This window comes from Vibrio sp. RE88 (genome assembly GCF_013113835.1).
Taxonomy (GTDB): domain Bacteria; phylum Pseudomonadota; class Gammaproteobacteria; order Enterobacterales; family Vibrionaceae; genus Vibrio.
The window spans coordinates 382,171-399,274 of the sequence record NZ_VTYQ01000002.1 but is presented as its reverse complement, the minus strand read 5'-3'; the positions used below and the strand labels follow the sequence as shown (position 1 = coordinate 399,274).

Annotated in this window: 14 protein-coding genes; 8 read left to right on the top strand and 6 right to left on the bottom strand. The window is 44.6% G+C overall.

Annotated features, from left to right (window positions below; genetic code table 11):
• Positions 1–6: 6 nt before the first annotated feature.
• A complete protein-coding gene (locus tag F0265_RS05285) occupies positions 7–1,662 on the top strand; it encodes an ABC-ATPase domain-containing protein (RefSeq protein ID WP_171748081.1) in 1,656 nt (551 codons plus the stop codon).
• 35 nt (positions 1,663–1,697) lie between these two features.
• Here the strand turns inward: F0265_RS05285 and F0265_RS05280 are convergent, their stop codons facing one another.
• Positions 1,698–2,315, bottom strand: a complete 618-nt coding sequence (locus F0265_RS05280) for a DNA-J related domain-containing protein (RefSeq protein ID WP_171748080.1) — start codon at positions 2,313–2,315, stop codon at positions 1,698–1,700.
• Between the two features lie 132 nt (positions 2,316–2,447).
• The gene (locus F0265_RS05275) at positions 2,448–3,287 is read right to left on the bottom strand and encodes an isopenicillin N synthase family oxygenase (RefSeq protein ID WP_171748079.1); all 840 of its coding nucleotides are present in this window, start codon (positions 3,285–3,287) and stop codon (positions 2,448–2,450) included.
• Positions 3,288–3,518: 231 nt separating this feature from the next.
• Between F0265_RS05275 and F0265_RS05270 the strand changes: the two genes are divergently transcribed.
• Complete coding sequence (locus tag F0265_RS05270) at positions 3,519–4,136, top strand: DUF2238 domain-containing protein (RefSeq protein ID WP_171748078.1); 618 nt, start codon at positions 3,519–3,521, stop codon at positions 4,134–4,136.
• On the opposite strand, the gene cutA is transcribed toward F0265_RS05270, so the two are convergent.
• Together cutA and helD are read right to left on the bottom strand one after the other, a co-directional pair.
• The gene (gene cutA, locus F0265_RS05265; RefSeq protein WP_040121662.1) at positions 4,100–4,420 is read right to left on the bottom strand and encodes a divalent-cation tolerance protein CutA; all 321 of its coding nucleotides are present in this window, start codon (positions 4,418–4,420) and stop codon (positions 4,100–4,102) included. The two genes, F0265_RS05270 and cutA, sit on opposite strands and share 37 nt — an antisense overlap.
• A gap of 15 nt (positions 4,421–4,435) precedes the next feature.
• A complete protein-coding gene (helD, locus tag F0265_RS05260; RefSeq protein ID WP_171748077.1) occupies positions 4,436–6,502 on the bottom strand; it encodes a DNA helicase IV in 2,067 nt (688 codons plus the stop codon).
• 200 nt (positions 6,503–6,702) lie between these two features.
• Between helD and yccS the strand changes: the two genes are divergently transcribed.
• From yccS to F0265_RS05230, 6 genes are all read left to right on the top strand, one after another.
• Positions 6,703–8,883, top strand: a complete 2,181-nt coding sequence (gene yccS, locus F0265_RS05255; protein WP_171748189.1) for a YccS family putative transporter — start codon at positions 6,703–6,705, stop codon at positions 8,881–8,883.
• Between the two features lie 183 nt (positions 8,884–9,066).
• Positions 9,067–9,228, top strand: coding sequence for a hypothetical protein (locus F0265_RS05250; protein WP_006961073.1), 162 nt, complete (start codon positions 9,067–9,069; stop codon positions 9,226–9,228).
• A 56-nt stretch (positions 9,229–9,284) separates the two neighbouring features.
• Entirely contained in the window at positions 9,285–9,563 is a 279-nt protein-coding gene (locus tag F0265_RS05245; RefSeq protein ID WP_095663781.1) for a hypothetical protein, read from the top strand.
• A gap of 90 nt (positions 9,564–9,653) precedes the next feature.
• Entirely contained in the window at positions 9,654–10,913 is a 1,260-nt protein-coding gene (locus F0265_RS05240; protein WP_171748076.1) for a hydroxymethylglutaryl-CoA reductase, read from the top strand.
• A 217-nt stretch (positions 10,914–11,130) separates the two neighbouring features.
• A complete protein-coding gene (gene glpD / locus F0265_RS05235; RefSeq protein WP_171748075.1) occupies positions 11,131–12,663 on the top strand; it encodes a glycerol-3-phosphate dehydrogenase in 1,533 nt (510 codons plus the stop codon).
• Between the two features lie 106 nt (positions 12,664–12,769).
• On the top strand, positions 12,770–13,435 hold the full coding sequence (locus F0265_RS05230) for a PilZ domain-containing protein (protein ID WP_171748074.1): 666 nt from the start codon (positions 12,770–12,772) through the stop codon (positions 13,433–13,435).
• On the opposite strand, the gene luxQ is transcribed toward F0265_RS05230, so the two are convergent.
• Positions 13,421–15,991 carry a quorum-sensing autoinducer 2 sensor kinase/phosphatase LuxQ gene (gene luxQ / locus F0265_RS05225; RefSeq protein WP_171748073.1) on the bottom strand — a complete coding sequence of 857 codons (2,571 nt, stop codon included), beginning with the start codon at positions 15,989–15,991 and terminating at the stop codon, positions 13,421–13,423. The genes F0265_RS05230 and luxQ overlap by 15 nt on opposite strands.
• Positions 15,991–17,088 carry an autoinducer 2-binding periplasmic protein LuxP gene (locus tag F0265_RS05220; RefSeq protein ID WP_171748072.1) on the bottom strand — a complete coding sequence of 366 codons (1,098 nt, stop codon included), beginning with the start codon at positions 17,086–17,088 and terminating at the stop codon, positions 15,991–15,993. Before F0265_RS05220 ends, luxQ begins: the two co-directional genes overlap by 1 nt.
• Positions 17,089–17,104 lie beyond the last annotated feature (16 nt).

Below are 17,104 nucleotides of genomic sequence, written 5' to 3'. Positions count from 1 at the left end.
TGCCTTATGGACCAGTTAACCGCCACGCTCAAAAAAATCGAAAAACAAAACTATCGCGCTTATCAGCAGATAAAAGGTCAATATGACTTCGGTGATTACACCTTTTTCATCGACTATGTTCAGGCAGACCCTTACGCTTCAGCGTCACGAGTGAGAGCGATTAGACCATGGTCATTAACAGGGTTACAGTGGCTACGCGAAACATCCGATGCCTATCAAGTAGCAGCTCGTGATTTCATTGCACGTAGTTTTGCCGAGTTCGCCAAGCAAGAAAACAGCGTTAGCATTGCGCTGACTGGTCAAACGGTAATGGATAGTACGTCAGTCTTGTTCACAGACGAAGGTATCGAACTTCGATTCCGCGTTAATCTTCCAGCTGAAGGCCGATCGGTGCTGGGTAAAAAGACCAACAACATCCTGACCTTCCACTTACCTAAGTTTATCCGTCGTGCCACACTAGAACGTGAACTGGATAAAGAAGCGCTGGTGCACCATTGTCAAATCGTTGAGGATCAAGAATTCATTCGCGGTAAGCTAGAAGAGTATCATTTGCTTGCGTTCGTTGGTAATGGCTCTGTTCTACCTCGAGTGGCTGGTAACTGTGATTTACCTATGAAAGACGCGGTTGCACTGACTGCGCCTGAATCTTTGCAAGTAACTATCACAGCACCAAACCAAGGTGAAATCACAGGTTTAGGCATCCGTAAAGGCATCACTTTGATCGTCGGTGGCGGATTCCACGGTAAATCGACCCTTCTTAATGCCATTGAGCGTTCCATTTATAACCATATTCCGGGTGATGGTCGTGAGCGCATTGTCACGAATCTAAACGCGATGAAAATTCGTGCAGAAGACGGCCGCTGCGTGCATAACCTAAATCTTTCCAACTACATTAATCATCTTCCAATGCAACGTGATACCGCCGATTTCACAACGCAGGATGCATCGGGCTCAACCTCTCAGGCAGCTTGGCTGCAGGAGTCTATTGAGGCTGGCGTTCAGGGTATTCTAATTGACGAAGATACGTCCGCCACAAACTTTATGATCCGAGATGAGCGCATGCAGGCATTGGTTAGCAAGGGCGACGAGCCAATCACACCACTGGTTGACCGTATTGGTCAACTGCGTGATGAACTTGAAGTTTCAACGGTTATTGTCATGGGTGGTTCTGGTGACTATCTAGACGTGGCTGATACCGTGATTCAAATGCACGACTATCAAGCAGTCGATGTAACGGAAAAGGCGCGACAAGTCGTTGAGCAACACCCTACAGAGCGAAGCAACGAGTGTGAAAGCGAGCTCAGCACGTTCCGACCAAGATCTCTTAATAGAGCGGCTCTACAAAAGATTCTTGCCGACGGAAAATTCCGCGTATCAGCAAAAGGCGTCGATTCTTTGCGATTTGGTAAAGAGTTTACCGATTTGTCTGCGCTGGAACAGCTGGAATCTAGCTCTGAAATTAACGCCATTGGATGGTTGTGGTTCCAGCTAGCGCAATTACCGGGCTGGTCGAACAATCCAGCGAAGGAAATACAGCAAATGCTTGAAGGTGATTGGTCTAAGAACATGCCAAATCAGGGCGACTTAGCAAAACCACGAACCTTAGACGCAATGGCAGCATTGAACCGAATGAGAAAATCGCAGTTCAAATCAACAAATTAACCAAAAAGCGCCTTATTCAATAAGGCGCTTTTTTTTCAATGTCTTAATACATGCCAAGCTTCGCACAGTACGCGGAAGCGATCACTATTCCCGTTTTCTCTATCAGGGTGCCATTTCAGCGCCAGTTTACGCCAAGTCTTGCGGATTTCAGTGGCGCTGGCGTCTTGAGGGAGTTTAAACAACGACAACGCTTTGGCTCGATCCATGTCATCGCCGTTGGTACTACCAACAAATTCACGATAACGAGTCCAGAACTCATTCAGCAGCCTCTTCACTTCTCCCTCTTCCGCTTCGTAGTTATGCCAGTCGAGATAGTAATCACGCAAAGGATCTTCATGATCAACTTCATGTCCAAAGACTCTGGATTGAGGCATAAGCACAATATCCATTGCTTGAACCTGTAGCCAGTTGTCTGGGTATAAGGTTTCTTGCAATTGGTACAGTGCGTTCATAATAAGAAAATTACGTTTGAAGAGGTCTTTCTCGGGCGAACCATCTAGTACTGGTAATAGTTCTAGTTCGCTGAGATGGGAAGATAGTGTATGAACTTTCCATCCTGAAGGCTGTTTTCTGAGAACTTCCATAATGGGCCACAGCAAAGGATTCTCCATATACTGCTGGAACTGGGCCGCGACTTCCTGATGTTCGTTCATATCCACTCTACGACGGGTTTATTTTTAATGAAAATGCAAAATGGCCCATTTGTCGAGCGATTATCTCAGAATTGACGATCATCACCCAAAAAAAGAGCCAGCATTTGCTGGCTCTTTCTTTGAAATTCGTGGTTAGATAACACCTAGCTCACGTAGTCGTTCCATCAGGTAGCTGCCTGCTGTGTGGCGCTCTGAAAGAACAACTTCTGGTTTCGGGTGCAGGAACAGTGGCAATGAAATGCGTGATGTTTCCTGACGTTCACCTGTAGGATTGATAACACGGTGTGTTGTTGATGGGAAATAGCCACCAGATGCTTCTTGAAGCATGTCACCGATATTGATGATCAAGTTACCAAAGTCACAAGGTACATCAATCCAGCTACCATCTTTACCTTTCACCTGAAGGCCTGGTTCGTTCGCCGCTGGAAGAACCGTTAGAAGGTTAATATCTTCATGCGCAGCTGCGCGGATTGCACCTGGTTCCTCGTCACCTGTCATTGGTGGGTAATGAAGAATACGAAGTAGCGTTTTGTCGCTACCATCGATCATTTCAGATAGAGCGACAGAGAATTTCTCCTGCACATCTTTCGGTGCATAAGCTTCAACCCAACCTAGTAGTTCTTGAGCGAACTTGTTAGCACGATCATAGTAATCCATGATCTGTTCTTTAAGCTCTTCTGGCATTTGACCCCAAGGATAAACGTGGAAGTATTCCTTAATATCCTTAACTGTATGGCCCTTTGCTACTTCAGAAACTGAAGGTGGGAAGTAACCGTCTTGAGTTTCAACATTATAAGTAAACTCGTTCTTGCGCTCAGTCATAAAGAACTGATACCAGTTCTCGTAGATTGACTCTACAAGCTCTTTAGGAATCGGGTGGTTTTTCAATACACCGAATCCAGTCTCACGTAGTGAGGTAACAAATTGCTGAGCAGCATCTTCAGCTAGATAATCGACAGTTTCCAGTTTCATGGCTTTACTTTTATTGTTTATGTAATAGGTGAAGCTGCGATTTTAAGTGTGACATATAGGTAAATCAAATTTTGATGAAATGAAACAGTCAGTTTGGACGTTAAGTGTGCGATGTTTACGCATTTCAACATAAATAGTTAATCATTAGTTGGCGAAAACGTTCAAATGAGCAATTGAACACCGTTTTATTAGATGGCATGATATATACAAATATATTCAGGGAGTCTTTCAATGAACTCAAACAAGACCTCATTCTCGCTTTTAAGTGGGTTATCCGCTGCCTACGCTCTGGTGTTTTTGTTTTCTGCTATAGAGCCATCTTCGCGCGCAGTTTGGATCGCTGAGATCATTCCAGCAGTTGGGATTCTGGCGCTCATCTGGCTGGTGTCGCGTCAGTTTCAGTTTTCCAAAACTGCATATTGCCTGATGTTTATCTGGCTTACATTGCACACTATTGGAGCCAAATACACGTTTGCCGAAGTGCCATTTGACTGGTTTAACAACTTAATCGGTTCCGAAAGAAACAACTTTGATCGAGTAGCGCACTTCTCTATCGGTTTATATGCGTACCCTATCGCCGAATACTTAATCAGAAAACAGCTAATGAGCACAAAGCTGGCAATCGCTTTTGCTCTATTTGCAATCATGTCTCTCGCAGCGGGCTATGAAATTGTGGAATGGTGGTACGCAGCCCTCGCAGGAGGTGACGAAGGCATTGCGTTTTTAGGTTCTCAAGGTGATATCTGGGATGCCCAAAAGGACATGTTAATGGATACGCTCGGAGCGCTCACCGCTCTGAGCTTACTAGCGTCTCAGCAGCGGGTGCTTTCTTCAATCCAAGCAAGGTAAGGGTTAAACCCTTCAGTAAAAGGAACTTGAACAACTTGAGGCACCTCATAGTCATGATTGGAAACGATCACTTGTTCAAGTTCCGCGTAGCAGGCTTTTTTGGTTTTGATGATCAACAGAGTTTCGTTATCACAACACACTTCACCTTCCCAAATATAATGGCTATTGACTGGCATGGTCTGAATGCAGGCCGCCAGTTCTTTCTTCAATACTGAGTTGATGATTTTCTGTGTGGTTTCATCATTATTTGCTGTCGTTAGCGTAATGCAAAATTGGCCACTCATACCTAATCCACCTCCCTATTTCTTAACTATTACCGGATAATCTTGTTCAGTCAGCTCTTTGACAAAGCTCGAGCCTGAACCTGTATAAGTTATCCAAACTTTTTTCTTCGCTCGCGTGATAGCAACATAAAACAGTCGACGTTCTTCCGCATAAGGGAACGTATCCCCCGATTGAGTCAAGGCACCATCAATATGAAGCGCTTTAACCCTCGCAGGGAATTGCCCTTCATCCACAGACAGAACAATAACGAAATCCGCTTCTTTGCCTTTACTGGCGTGACAGGTCATAAATTCAATCGAGAGCAAAGCGAACTGTTTCTGCCATTCGGAAAGAAGCTCTGGCTTGTGATAATGATTTCTCCCGAGCAGCAATACAGTTTGCGTACTTTTAGCCTTGCGGTTAAGTTCGTCCAATATTTTCTCGACCGTGTTACTCGGCGCCAGCGTCACCGCTTTCGCTTTTTGCTCTTTATGGCTCTGTAGCACTTTTTCGAGCTGAGCTGGGTTCTGCTGAACAAATTGGTTTGCCACTTCTCCAATCTGATTGTTGAAACGATAAGTAGTATCAAGATGGTGGATCGTAGAATGTGGGAAGCGTTCGGCAAATCCGGTCGTCAAATCAACGTCCGCACCTGCGAATTCATAAATAGACTGCCAGTCATCCCCCACTGCAAATAGTACACCGTTGCGCTCATCCTTCAGTTGACATAATGCTTCTACTAACGCCAACCGCTGAGGTGAGATATCCTGATACTCATCTATCATGATGTACTTCCAAGGCGCCTTGAACTTACCTTTCATCACATGCTGTGTCGCTTTAGTGATCATAATATTGAAATCAATATGACCTTCTGATTTGAGCGTTTCCAGCCACGCTTGATAACAAGGCCACACCAACGCAAGCTCACTATTCAGGCGAGTATAGTCGTTGTGATCCACCAGCCTTTGTTGAATTTCTTTTTTCGTGCAACCCATCGCTGATAGCTGATTCAATTGCTTATTTAGCCAAGCAATCAGCTTAGGGTTTTCAACGTGGCTACCAAGCTCGTCATCACCCGCTAAATAGGCGATTGGCCACTTTTGTAGGTGTTTTTGCCAACGTTTGAAAGCGGTAGGTGTCATCCAGTGCTTTTTAAGCCAATCTACGCACCATGCGCTTTTGAGATTGTCGTCCAAAGCGATAGGAGAAATAGTGACGGGCTCTTTTTCAACCTGATTTAGAATCTTAAGACCAAGTTGGTGGAATGTGTTTACTGTCACCTGCTCTGCGCTAAGCCCGATTTTGTTTTCGAGACGCTGTTTCATCTCTTCTGCTGCATCGCGGCCAAAAGCCAGCATAAGGATGTCTTCAGCCTGCGCTAAGTGACTCTGCAATAAGTAGGCTACCCGTGCTGTTAAAACACTGGTTTTACCTGAACCCGCCCCTGCAAGTACCAAGTTGTTGTCATCGTTCAGTAGCACAGCTTGTTGTTGGGACAAATTCAACGGTGAAGACTCGATTTGTGAAAAGAGTACTTTCCAGTTTTCTAACTCGGTTACCATCCAACGTTGGTTTCGCGTGGCCATCACCTCATCGGTATCATCAATCCAAGGCAAAATCTCAGACATACGATCCGGCATTCGCAAAAGCGCATCCTCAAGCGTCATTTCCATGGTTGAAAAGTCGCGATTCATCTTTTCAAGCCATGCATTGACCGTCGAGTGCGTCAAAAACGCAGGCTGGCGTTCAAAACCACGCACTTCCATTTCCCATTCAGGTAAAAACTTATTGAGTTGAACACACTGATGATGGTGCCACTTCTGATAGGAAGCCACCGCTAATCGGGCAAAGTCGCGGCAACGCTCCCATGGTAACCCCTGAATTAACCAGGACTGCTGCTTTCCCTCTTCTGGGTGCGCAAAGAATTGCAGCCCTCCCCAGAAAAGGCCACGCTTAAGTTTAACTTTGCCGTTCCAGACATTAAAAGGAATGCGCTCTTCGCTGCCCCGAGAGCTTAATACGAGAAAATCAGATTCTAGAGAAACCTGATGATATTCATTTTGAATAAGATATTGTGCAGTCTTGTTGGCAATTAGCTGCATTCTTGTTTTGTCCTTGAATTCAATTGCCGACATCATAACTCAACCGGATTGAAGAATGAAAAGATCCTGTCAATATCTACTGCTAAGCTCACGGTGTAGAAAAGGTAATCAAACAGACTTGTTTCTTTATCTGTATCAGAAGTTTACCATTGACTATTAGGTACAATAGTCAGTATCAAGCAACTCTAAGAATCGATAACGTGCAATTTTTCAGTCAGCTCCGCCTTTATTGGGTAAACAAGACCATTAACTACAGCCTGCTCATTCTGGTGACTCTGTTGGGTGTCGTCATTCCGAGCTGGTATTACCCTATTGATGCCTACATCATCCCGCTTATTTTAGGTGTGATCGCCGCTGCGCTGGCTGAAAGCGATGACAATTTCACAGGCCGACTCAAATCCATTGTATTGACGCTAGCTTGTTTCGCGATTGCATCGTTTTCAATCGAGCTGCTGTTTGACACTCCTATTCTGTTCACAGCCGGACTATTTGCATCCACATTTGGTTTTATCATGCTGGGTGCTATTGGCCCTAGATACGCCAGTATCGCGTTTGGGTCACTGCTAATCGCCATATATACGATGTTAGGCGCTCACGAAAGCACCAATATATGGCTGCAGCCAATAATGTTACTTTCTGGCGCGGCGTGGTATTTCTTCATGTCGATAGTTTGGTCAGCGTTATGGCCTATGCAGCCCGTTCAACAAAGCCTAGCGACCGTTTTTCTTCAATTAGCTAACTACCTCGAATCTAGAAGCCAGTTATTCCACCCTGTTACCAATCTAGAACCTCAACCTTTTAGGATTAAAGAAGCAACGCTCAATGCAGCTACGGTTACAGCATTAAACCTGTGCAAAGCCACATTGCTCAGCCGTTCGAAACGAGGCCATGTTGATGGCGCAAGCGACCGATTTCTCAATATTTACTTCCTCGCACAAGATATTCACGAGCGAGTCAGTTCCAGCCATTACCGTTATCAGGAGTTGGCAGAGCACTTTGGGCGTTCGGACGTTTTATTCAGGTTTAAACACTTACTGGAAACCCAAGCAAAAGCGTGTCGAAACATCGCTCAGGCCATTCGATTAGGGAAAGAGTATCAACACAGCGAGGACTCCGTCGTTGCATTGGATGAGTTAATGAGCTCGCTTACGCATCTACAGGAACAAAATAATCCCCAGTGGAAGTCCCTTCTCAACCAGCTCAATTACCTTTTCAATAACCTTGCGACAGTAGAAAAACAACTCAGCAACATCAGTAACCCTGATGCCAGTGCGTTGGAAGAGGACGTACTTGATGACACGGAGGCGCATACACTTAAAGCGATGTGGCTACGTATCACATCCAATCTGAATAAAGATTCGATGTTGTTTCGTCATGCAATCCGAATGTCTATCGCTCTCACCGCAGGCTATGGAATCATTCAAGCTTTCGGTATCGAAAGAGGTTACTGGATCCTATTGACGACCTTGTTCGTATGTCAGCCTAACTACAGCGCTACAAGACAGAAACTTGTCGCCAGAGTGTTAGGCACCATTGCGGGCTTATTGATTGGTGTACCGCTATTAACATTTTTCCCTTCTCAGGAAAGCCAACTGGTCTTTATTGTCGTATCCGGTGTTGCCTTCTTTGCTTTCCGATTAGCAAATTACGGCTACGCCACCGGCTTTATCACTGTATTGGTTTTATTCTGCTTCCATCAACTTGGAGATGGCTATGCCGTCGTCCTACCACGCTTGGCCGATACGATTATTGGCTGCGCTTTGGCAGTAGTTGCCGTCGCTCTTATTTTGCCAGATTGGCAGTCAAAACGACTCCACACTGTTATGGCAGATACGATCCACGCCAACCGAAGCTATCTTGCACAGATCATTGGTCAGTACCGGATAGGCAAAAAAGACAGTCTCACCTATCGAATCGCGCGACGAAGTGCCCATAACCATGACGCTAACCTGACTAACGCGATCAGCTCTATGCTCGCCGAGCCGGGTCGGTATCGTTCAGCGGTAGACGAGAGCTTTCGTTTCCTAACCTTAAGTCATGCGCTACTCAGCTACATCTCAGCGTTGGGTGCTCATCGAACGAGAATTAACGACGAAGACACGCATAAGCTGGTACTCGATGCGCATCGGGTTATCCACCACCATTTGGACATTTTGTTTAATCAGTTGAACGACCATTGTGATACCTGCGATACCAGTGACATCGACGATCCCGCGATGGAAGCAAGGTTGTCTGAATGGCGTGAAGAAGATGACAATTCGGTTAAGATGGTCTTACAGCAGTTGTACCTCATATATCGAATGCTGCCCGAATTGCACTCATTAGCAAGTAAGTTCGCAGTGCGCGTAAATCAATCAGATACTATCGATAAAAAGCACTAATTATAAGGGGCCGCATTGCGGTCTCCTTCACCTTTCTCTAACACTACCTGACATTACCCGGACAAAACTTCACCTCTATTCCATAAACTGGAGTCAGATAATTCTTACGGGAGTAAGAAGATGAAAGGAAACATCTCTTGCTTTTCGAACCAGAAAACTGGATTGATTCGGAGGCAACCTAATATGAACCCTAAACAGTTTGAACTGTTCAAAGAACAGATAAAGAATTTAAGCCCTCAGCAATTACGTGCATTAAAGGGCGAGATAACTGAAACGCTGGAAGGCTCACGCCCTGTTCTAGTGACGGATGAAGAGCAAAAGCTCATCTCTAGCTTGTTTTCGTAGCACAACTTGCTGAAAACGCAAACACACCTTAAGCTTAATTTATGTAGGGGGTGTCCATGTCAGTTTCCTCAGTTCAGCCAGGCTACCAACTGATCGAACAGTCATCAAAAATGGCTGACGAAGCTGCGCGTGAAATCAATCAAGTCCACAAAACCAATCCTATCCAAAAAGACGAGTCCTATGAGTTCAATAAGGTTGAATTCAAACAACCAGAACCCTCCGACATCGAACCCATGATCAAACTGACTCAGGCAGAGCAATACAGCCGTATTGGAACAAATATGCTACAACGTGATCAAGAAATGATTGGTACGTTACTCGACGTACACGTGTAGCATGAAATTTGTACCAATAGGTAAACAAGATATTGTCTTCCCGTTCAGAGTCGTTAGAATCCACTGATAATTTTAATATCTGTCTTTGCCATGCCCAAACTAAACTTGTCTCACCGTGACAATAATCCAGTCTTCAATCAAGGGCCACAATCCGAGCAACTCGAGCAACTACTGAGCCCTCATTTTGAGAGGCCCGCTTTGCGTTTGACACCAAGCCCATATATCTCAGAGAAGAATTTGGCCAAACGTTGGGATAAGCTAAGTCCATTGACGGATCGAGACGCGCTGCTCGACCCAGTGACTGAACAGCAAGCTGAACTCTATAATAAAAACATCGAGCACTTTATCGGTACAGTAAAACTTCCCGTTGGTCTCGCTGGCCCTCTACGCATCAATGGATTGCATGCTAATGGCGATTACTTTGTCCCACTCGCGACAACCGAAGCTGCCCTAGTCGCCTCCTATAACCGAGGCTCACAATTGATCACCGCAGCGGGGGGGGGGAGCGCGATGCTCTTAAACGAAGGAGTGACTCGAACTCCCGTGTTTGAGTTTCAGCACCTAGCAGACGCTGGTCAGTTCGTAGCATGGGTGGTCACTCAGTATGACCATTTCAAACAAGTGGCGGAATCAACCACTTCACATGGCAAGCTGAACGACATTAACGTCAATATTGAAGGCAACCATGTCTACCTGATTTTTGAGTTTCATACTGGTGATGCTTCTGGTCAGAACATGGTGACAATCGCAACCAATGAAGTCTTCAATTACATATTGGATCACTCTCCTATCTCCCCTAAAGATGCTTTCCTTGATGGCAATCTCTCTGGTGACAAGAAGCCAAATGCGCACACCTTACGCCATGTTCGAGGTAAAAAAGTTACCGCAGAAATCCAGCTAACCAGAGAGCTCATAGAAAAGTACTTACATACCACACCCGAGCAAATGGTTAAGTTCGGCCAGATGACCACGACAGGTGCAGCTTTGAGTGGCTCTATTGGTGTAAACGCGCATTATGCGAATGCACTGGCCGCGCTATATATTGCCTGTGGCCAGGATGCTGCGTGTGTGTCTGAGTCAGCAATAGGCATTACTCGCATGGAGTTGAACAAACAAGGCGGACTGTACGCGTGTGTCACACTGCCAAACTTGATGGTTGGAACCGTAGGCGGAGGAACGCATTTGCCTAGCCAGAAAGCATGTCTGGAACTCATGGGGCTGCTAGGTACAGGTAAAGCAAAAGCGCTTGCGGAAGTCGCTGCCGTGTTATGTCTCGCGGGTGAACTTTCGATTGTTGGTGCATTTTGTGCCGGGCACTTTTCTCGAGCTCACCAGAAACTCGCAAGATAGCAACTAGAACCCCTCTTTTTATCCATGCCCTCGCTTTGTCGAGGGCTTTTTTGTTCCTTAATTTTCTTTTTAATACAAAAACACTCGAATTGCTTTCGGCTTACATTCATTAGAATGATCTAGATCATATTTAGTGAGGTAAAGTCTAACATTTGTGGTTATAATGTGGTTATATTGCGCAAAACAAATGCTCGTTCGAACATTAGGAATCAAAAAGATGACCGTTAGTTACTTAAAAGAACAAAAAGAACAAGAATTGCTGGACTTAATAGTCGTCGGAGGTGGCATTAATGGTGCCGGCATCGCAGTAGACGCAGCAGGTCGCGGTTTAAAAGTTGGCCTTTATGAAGCACAAGACTTTGCTGGTGCAACCTCTTCTGCCAGCTCAAAATTGATTCATGGTGGACTTCGATATCTAGAACATTATGAATTTCGCTTGGTGGGTGAAGCTTTGGCAGAACGTGAAGTTTTACTTGCTAAAGCACCACACATTGCCTTTCCTATGCGATTTAGGCTACCGCACCGACCATTTCTACGCCCTGCATGGATGATCAGAGCCGGTTTGTTCCTTTATGACCATTTAGGAAAACGCACATCATTGCCTAGCAGTAAGAAGATTAAGCTAGATAATCAGAATGTTACCTTACCTGAACTGAACGTTGGCTTTGAATACTCAGATTGTTGGGTCGATGATGCGCGATTGGTCGTTCTGAACGTTATGCAAGCGCAAGAATTAGGCGCTGAGGTGAGTAACTATTGCCAAGTCACCAAAGCTCAACGCATCGAAGACATCTGGCACGTCGAGCTATACGATCAACGTACCTGTAAAACGCTCTTCAGAAAAGCGAAAGCGCTAGTGAACGCAACAGGCCCTTGGGTTAAAGATTTCCTAACCGAAAACACTAAACTACCATCCCCTTACGGCATTCGATTGATCAAAGGCTCTCACATCATCGTTCCAAAAATTCACGATGAAGAGCAAGCATATATTATGCAGAATGAAGACAACCGCATTGTGTTTGTTATTCCTTACCTAGGTAAATTCTCGATGATCGGAACCACAGATGTCGAATACAAAGGCGACCCTCGTAAAGTCGCGATTAGCGAGGAAGAGAAACAATACCTGATCGATGTGACGAATCAGCACTTCCGCAAACAAATTACGCTCGATGATGTTGTTGCTGATTTTAGTGGCGTCAGACCACTTTGTGATGATGAGTCAGATTCACCACAAGCGATCACTCGAGATTACACACTCTCACTGGATCATAAAGACGGAGAAGCTCCTTTGCTTTCCATCTTTGGCGGTAAATTAACGACGTACCGAAAGCTATCTGAATCTGCGATGCAACACCTTTCTCCATACTTCAACTTGAAGGAGTCATGGACAAAGAATGCCCCACTTCCTGGTGGCGAAGACTTCACGTGGGAAAAGATGGAAGCTCGATTAGCGAAACAGGTTCCATTTATCGATAACGAAACACGCTTACGCTGGCTAAGAGCCTACGGCAGCCGTGTGGAACAACTTCTAGAAGGCGTGGCTACAGAGCAAGATCTTGGTATTAAGTTCTCTGCCGGTATCTATCAAAAAGAAATCGACTATCTAGTAAAGCATGAATTGGGCACCAATGCTGAAGACGTCTTAAAACGCCGCAGTAAGCTTCATCTGTTGTGCGATCAACAATGTTATCAAGCGATTGACAGTTACCTTGATGGAACCGAATACAGCATACATGAGCAATGCGCATAACAAATTGGGGGCTAAGCCCCCATTTTTAATTTCAGAAGTTACACTTGTTGACGAAGGGAGTATATTTAAAAAGATATCGTTCAAATAATAATAAAATGTTTTGACCATGCCCTCTGTGAATGACGCTGCAACTGAACTTGTTAAATTACTTATTCCCGGAATGCGACTCTCTGCAACCATTGAGTTTGGCCCCGCCGATCAATATCCGTTTAATACCCACTATATTGGTTGCAAAACCAATCAATTCCTCATTATTGATTTACCTCAGAAAGCAAAAGAATCGCTTATCATGAGAAAGCTAAATAATGCAGCAATTGTGATAAGGGGAATAACGAATACCAAACTTGGTCATATCGTTGCGTTTAAAACGTCGGTCATTTCTCAAATCAGCTCACCCGGGCATCTGATTTTCCTTCGCATGCCTCAACATTTCGCCTCTAAGCCTATACGCGAGCATGAAAGATACGCTTTGGATGTTCCTATTGAGGTCAAATCAAATACCATCAGCTATAAAGCAGCCATGGTCGATTTTTCAGTTTCTGGATGCGCATTTTTTATTTCAGGTGAAAGTGAATTAACGAAAAGCAGTATTATAGAGTTGGACACACCACTAGATGAGCTACTCCCAGAAGATCTCAAATACACCATTGTCGGAATTCAGAAAGAAAAGAAAGGCCATCGATTTGGCATCAAGTTCAGCCAGGAAATTGAAATGTCTGACGAATTGAAGCAAGAGTTACTTGAGCAATCTGCGCTATCAACACTCTTCTAGCTTGGTGAGATATTCTTCTTTGTAGTGAATAAATGCCTGATTCAGCGCTAATTCTTTAATCGGTTTTACGATTACATAGTCAGCGCCAACGCTCAAAAACGCGCGTTTGGTGTCCTGCATCCCGTCAGCAGTACAGGCAAAGATGGGGACATCGAGTTTCAAATCTTCACGGATGATTTTGGTCGTTTCAATACCACCTAAATTTGGCAACTGGTTATCCATTAGAATCAAATCCACATTGTCTGACTTCTTCAGTTGATCGATAGCATTATGTCCATCCTGAACCCAAGTCACTTCCATTCTATATTTCTCGCAGAATGCCTTGGCAATAAATGCATTGGTATGATTGTCTTCGACAAGCAAAACATTCAGCGCTCTATCAAACAGACTCGCCGGGTCAACCAGCAGTGTATTGGCTTCCACCTGCTCCACAGATTCAGTCAGCTCAATTGGCACCGATAAGCTGAACTTGGTCCCATGCCCAATTGAGCTTTCAATCTCGATCTGCCCATTAAGCATCTCAACTAAACTGTGAACAATCGCTAAACCAAGCCCGCTCCCGCCATATTCACGCGTTGTCGTTGCTTCGGCTTGTACGAATGGTTCAAAAATATGAGAAATACGCTCACGGTCGATGCCTATCCCCGTATCTTGAACACTGATGTTCAAGCGTGATTCTGGACTTTCATTGTCGCAAATTAGTGACACGGTCACTTTCCCTTCGTGAGTAAACTTAATCGCGTTACTAACCAAGTTAAATAAGATTTGATTTAACCTGACCTGGTCACTGTGCGCAAAAGTGTTGTTACTGACATTGGTTTCAACCACAAAGCCAATGCCTTTTTCATCACACAACGGTGTATAGATTTTCTCAACAGCACTAATCAATTCAACCAAGCGGAAATCCGCGGACTGGATGTGGAACTTACCCTGCTCAATCTTCGAGAAATCAAGAATATCATTCAATACCGCAAGCAGGTGTTCACCACTGTTACAAAGAACGTCTAAATGCTCAATATCGTCGGCATTAGATATTTTCCCTTTGAGCAACTGCGATACGCCTAGAATTCCGTTCAGTGGAGTTCGCAGCTCATGACTCATCTTAGCTAAAAAATCCGCTCGCACTCTTGCAGACTCTTCGGCTTCTTTTCTTGCTGCTTGGCTTTGAATCTCAGCGTCGACAAAACTGGTCACATCCTGACCTTGCGCCATGATGTTGTTAATTCCCTTGTCTACAAAGATTGGTGAAAGGTTCCAACGATATGTTTTCTCTCTGATGGCAATATTTATTCCCGTCAGTGTTGCCCCTTTGGCACACATGCGGATATGTGGTCCGAGCTTTTCGACCAAAAGTTGATAATCGTTTTGCTCATCGCCCATTTCTACACGAAAACTGCGCTCTGCCGCTGGGTTGCTTCTGAGTAATTTGCCATCAACATCCCATAGAGTGATAGGAGAAAGGGAGAAATTGAACAAGTCAGCAAATTGCTTTTCCTGTTCGCTTAGGCGTTGGAATGACAATTCAAATGATTGGCCAATTTGTTCAAATTCTTCAATTGGAGAACCAGGGAACTTACTCGCATCCTTACTTTCAACCGTACTTTCGGTGTAACGCATCAACTTAGCCAGTTCTTTCGATACGCGCTTACCAAGCCACAAACGGCTATAAACTGCAATTACCATCAAAAGCAATGCCGCGACTGCAACCCACAAATAGTGGCTTCGAACAAGAATGACGATAGACTGGTTGTCTTGGATGGTATAAATCGATAGAAATGTCGCCACATTGCTAATGGTCAGGTCCGTTTTAGATACCATGTATTTGCTGGCAGTGAAATCCAGTGCAGACTCTTCAAGCCATTCAATATGGCGGAAATCTTTGTCTTTGGTGCTTGATGCGATCACTTCTGAGCCAACAGAAAGCAAAATTTGGTCTGCGTTACTGCCTTTTAGCAACGCGTTGATTAACGCAAAGTTATTGTTCAGTACAACACCAATGTGGAGATAGCCTAATACTTCGCCAGATACCATATTAATGATTGGAACGCGACGAACCATTAGATAACGCGTCCCTAGCAAAGATGGGGCTTGTGACAAGTGCCAATTGCCACCTGTCGTCATTTCATCACTGAGATGAGAAAGTTGCTCAGGAGAAATACCATAGAACTGGTAATTAGAGTCATCCCAGATCATTTCGGTTTCCGCTGTGATAAAACGAAAATCAGGTGCCAGTTCTGGTGCGGCTTGGTCAATACCGTTAAAAAAGCGATCCAGCCCGTTCACGTCAGACTCAACAAACGCATCACTCAAAGATTCATTGCGACTGTAGCTGTCTTGCTGGATCTCTAGAGCTTTAAGTCTAAAATTAAAAATCTGCTGTACTAGGCTTTGCGTTTGCAGCTTTGAGCGCGCCACCTCTTGGGAAACGACTTGGCGATTTACTTGATAGTTCTGAAATACCATCACCAACGACAAAACACCGATAGTGAGGAATATAGAACGGGTAAGTAATGTGGCGAGACGGCTCTTACTGCCTCGCCGCGCTAATAATGCCATTATTGATCCGAGTACCTAAACGCTCTCTGCTTTAATTTTTCAACTTTCGAAGGGCTGTCTGCTTTAGTTACGACTTCAAAGTCTCCGGAGTAAACATGTGGTACATCTTTTCCTTCAAGATCCCACTTGATAGCCTCTGCCATCGCAATACCAGTGTCATCGTTCATTCTCATAGCCGTAACGTCTAGATCACCTTTAGAAATCGCTTCCAACTCAGCGCTACCGCCACCCCAACCATTGATAAGAATATCTTCTCTCTTCATCGATTTAAGTGCTTCAACCGCACCCAAGGCAACATCTGTAGAACAGGCATAAATAAAGGAGATACTAGGATCTTTCTCGATTGCTTTGACGGCAGCATTAAATCCAGACTCCCGAGTTGCTGTCGTGTAGTACGATGAAGATAGCTTGTACGAATCATGATGACTCATTTCTTCAATGAACGTATCACCACGAGCATCACTCACATAACCTTCAGAAAAGTAAAGCACTGAGTAACGGCTTTCTTTTGGTATGGTGTCTTTGTAGTACTGCTCCAGAATTCGTGGACCTTTGATGTGATCGAAACCCACATACATGAAAGGTTGCTGCTCGTCCCAGGCTCTAACAGGGGTCGTAATATTTTGCAGAATGAGCTTGGTATCGGTTGAACTCAAAACATGTTCAATAAATTTGCGGTGGCGAGTCGTATCAAGCGTGAAGATCAAGTAGTCAGCTTTATTTTGAACCGCTTCAAGTAAAGAAAGACTTTGTTGCCTAACATCGAGGTTAGGTCGAGTAAAAACTTGGTTTATCTTGTAGCTGATCCCTAGTTTCTCTAAACGAGTCTCAAAAGCCCTAATATTGCGAACCCAGTAATCCGAAATTTGCTGCCCGGGATAAACCACAGCAATAGAAACGGGTTTATCTTGTTTTGCCGAGATTGGCGTTGGGTAGTTTCTTACTGTTTCGGACAACGTATTCGTTAACTGCTTCTGTACAGGGTTGGATTCAAGATATTCATCGTATTGCCAGTAGCCATTGAGGACTTGAGTGGTGTGTGCATAACTGGTCGCTGATGCAACGACCGCCAATGATAACAGCGTTGTTTTAAACATTGTTTGTCCTCTTATT

Excerpts from the sequence above, each read along its gene's own strand:
- F0265_RS05220 (WP_171748072.1), bottom strand. The coding sequence starts at position 17,088 with ATGTTTAAAACAACGCTGTTATCATTGGCGGTCGTTGCATCAGCGACC.
- F0265_RS05250 (WP_006961073.1), top strand. The coding sequence starts at position 9,067 with ATGAACCCTAAACAGTTTGAACTGTTCAAAGAACAGATAAAGAATTTA.
- glpD (WP_171748075.1), top strand. The coding sequence starts at position 11,131 with ATGACCGTTAGTTACTTAAAAGAACAAAAAGAACAAGAATTGCTGGAC.
- F0265_RS05275 (WP_171748079.1), bottom strand. The coding sequence starts at position 3,287 with ATGAAACTGGAAACTGTCGATTATCTAGCTGAAGATGCTGCTCAGCAA.
- helD (WP_171748077.1), bottom strand. The coding sequence starts at position 6,502 with ATGCAGCTAATTGCCAACAAGACTGCACAATATCTTATTCAAAATGAA.
- F0265_RS05280 (WP_171748080.1), bottom strand. The coding sequence starts at position 2,315 with ATGAACGAACATCAGGAAGTCGCGGCCCAGTTCCAGCAGTATATGGAG.
- F0265_RS05245 (WP_095663781.1), top strand. The coding sequence starts at position 9,285 with ATGTCAGTTTCCTCAGTTCAGCCAGGCTACCAACTGATCGAACAGTCA.
- F0265_RS05230 (WP_171748074.1), top strand. The coding sequence starts at position 12,770 with ATGCCCTCTGTGAATGACGCTGCAACTGAACTTGTTAAATTACTTATT.
- F0265_RS05285 (WP_171748081.1), top strand. The coding sequence starts at position 7 with ATGGACCAGTTAACCGCCACGCTCAAAAAAATCGAAAAACAAAACTAT.
- cutA (WP_040121662.1), bottom strand. The coding sequence starts at position 4,420 with ATGAGTGGCCAATTTTGCATTACGCTAACGACAGCAAATAATGATGAA.
- F0265_RS05270 (WP_171748078.1), top strand. The coding sequence starts at position 3,519 with ATGAACTCAAACAAGACCTCATTCTCGCTTTTAAGTGGGTTATCCGCT.
- luxQ (WP_171748073.1), bottom strand. The coding sequence starts at position 15,991 with ATGGCATTATTAGCGCGGCGAGGCAGTAAGAGCCGTCTCGCCACATTA.
- F0265_RS05240 (WP_171748076.1), top strand. The coding sequence starts at position 9,654 with ATGCCCAAACTAAACTTGTCTCACCGTGACAATAATCCAGTCTTCAAT.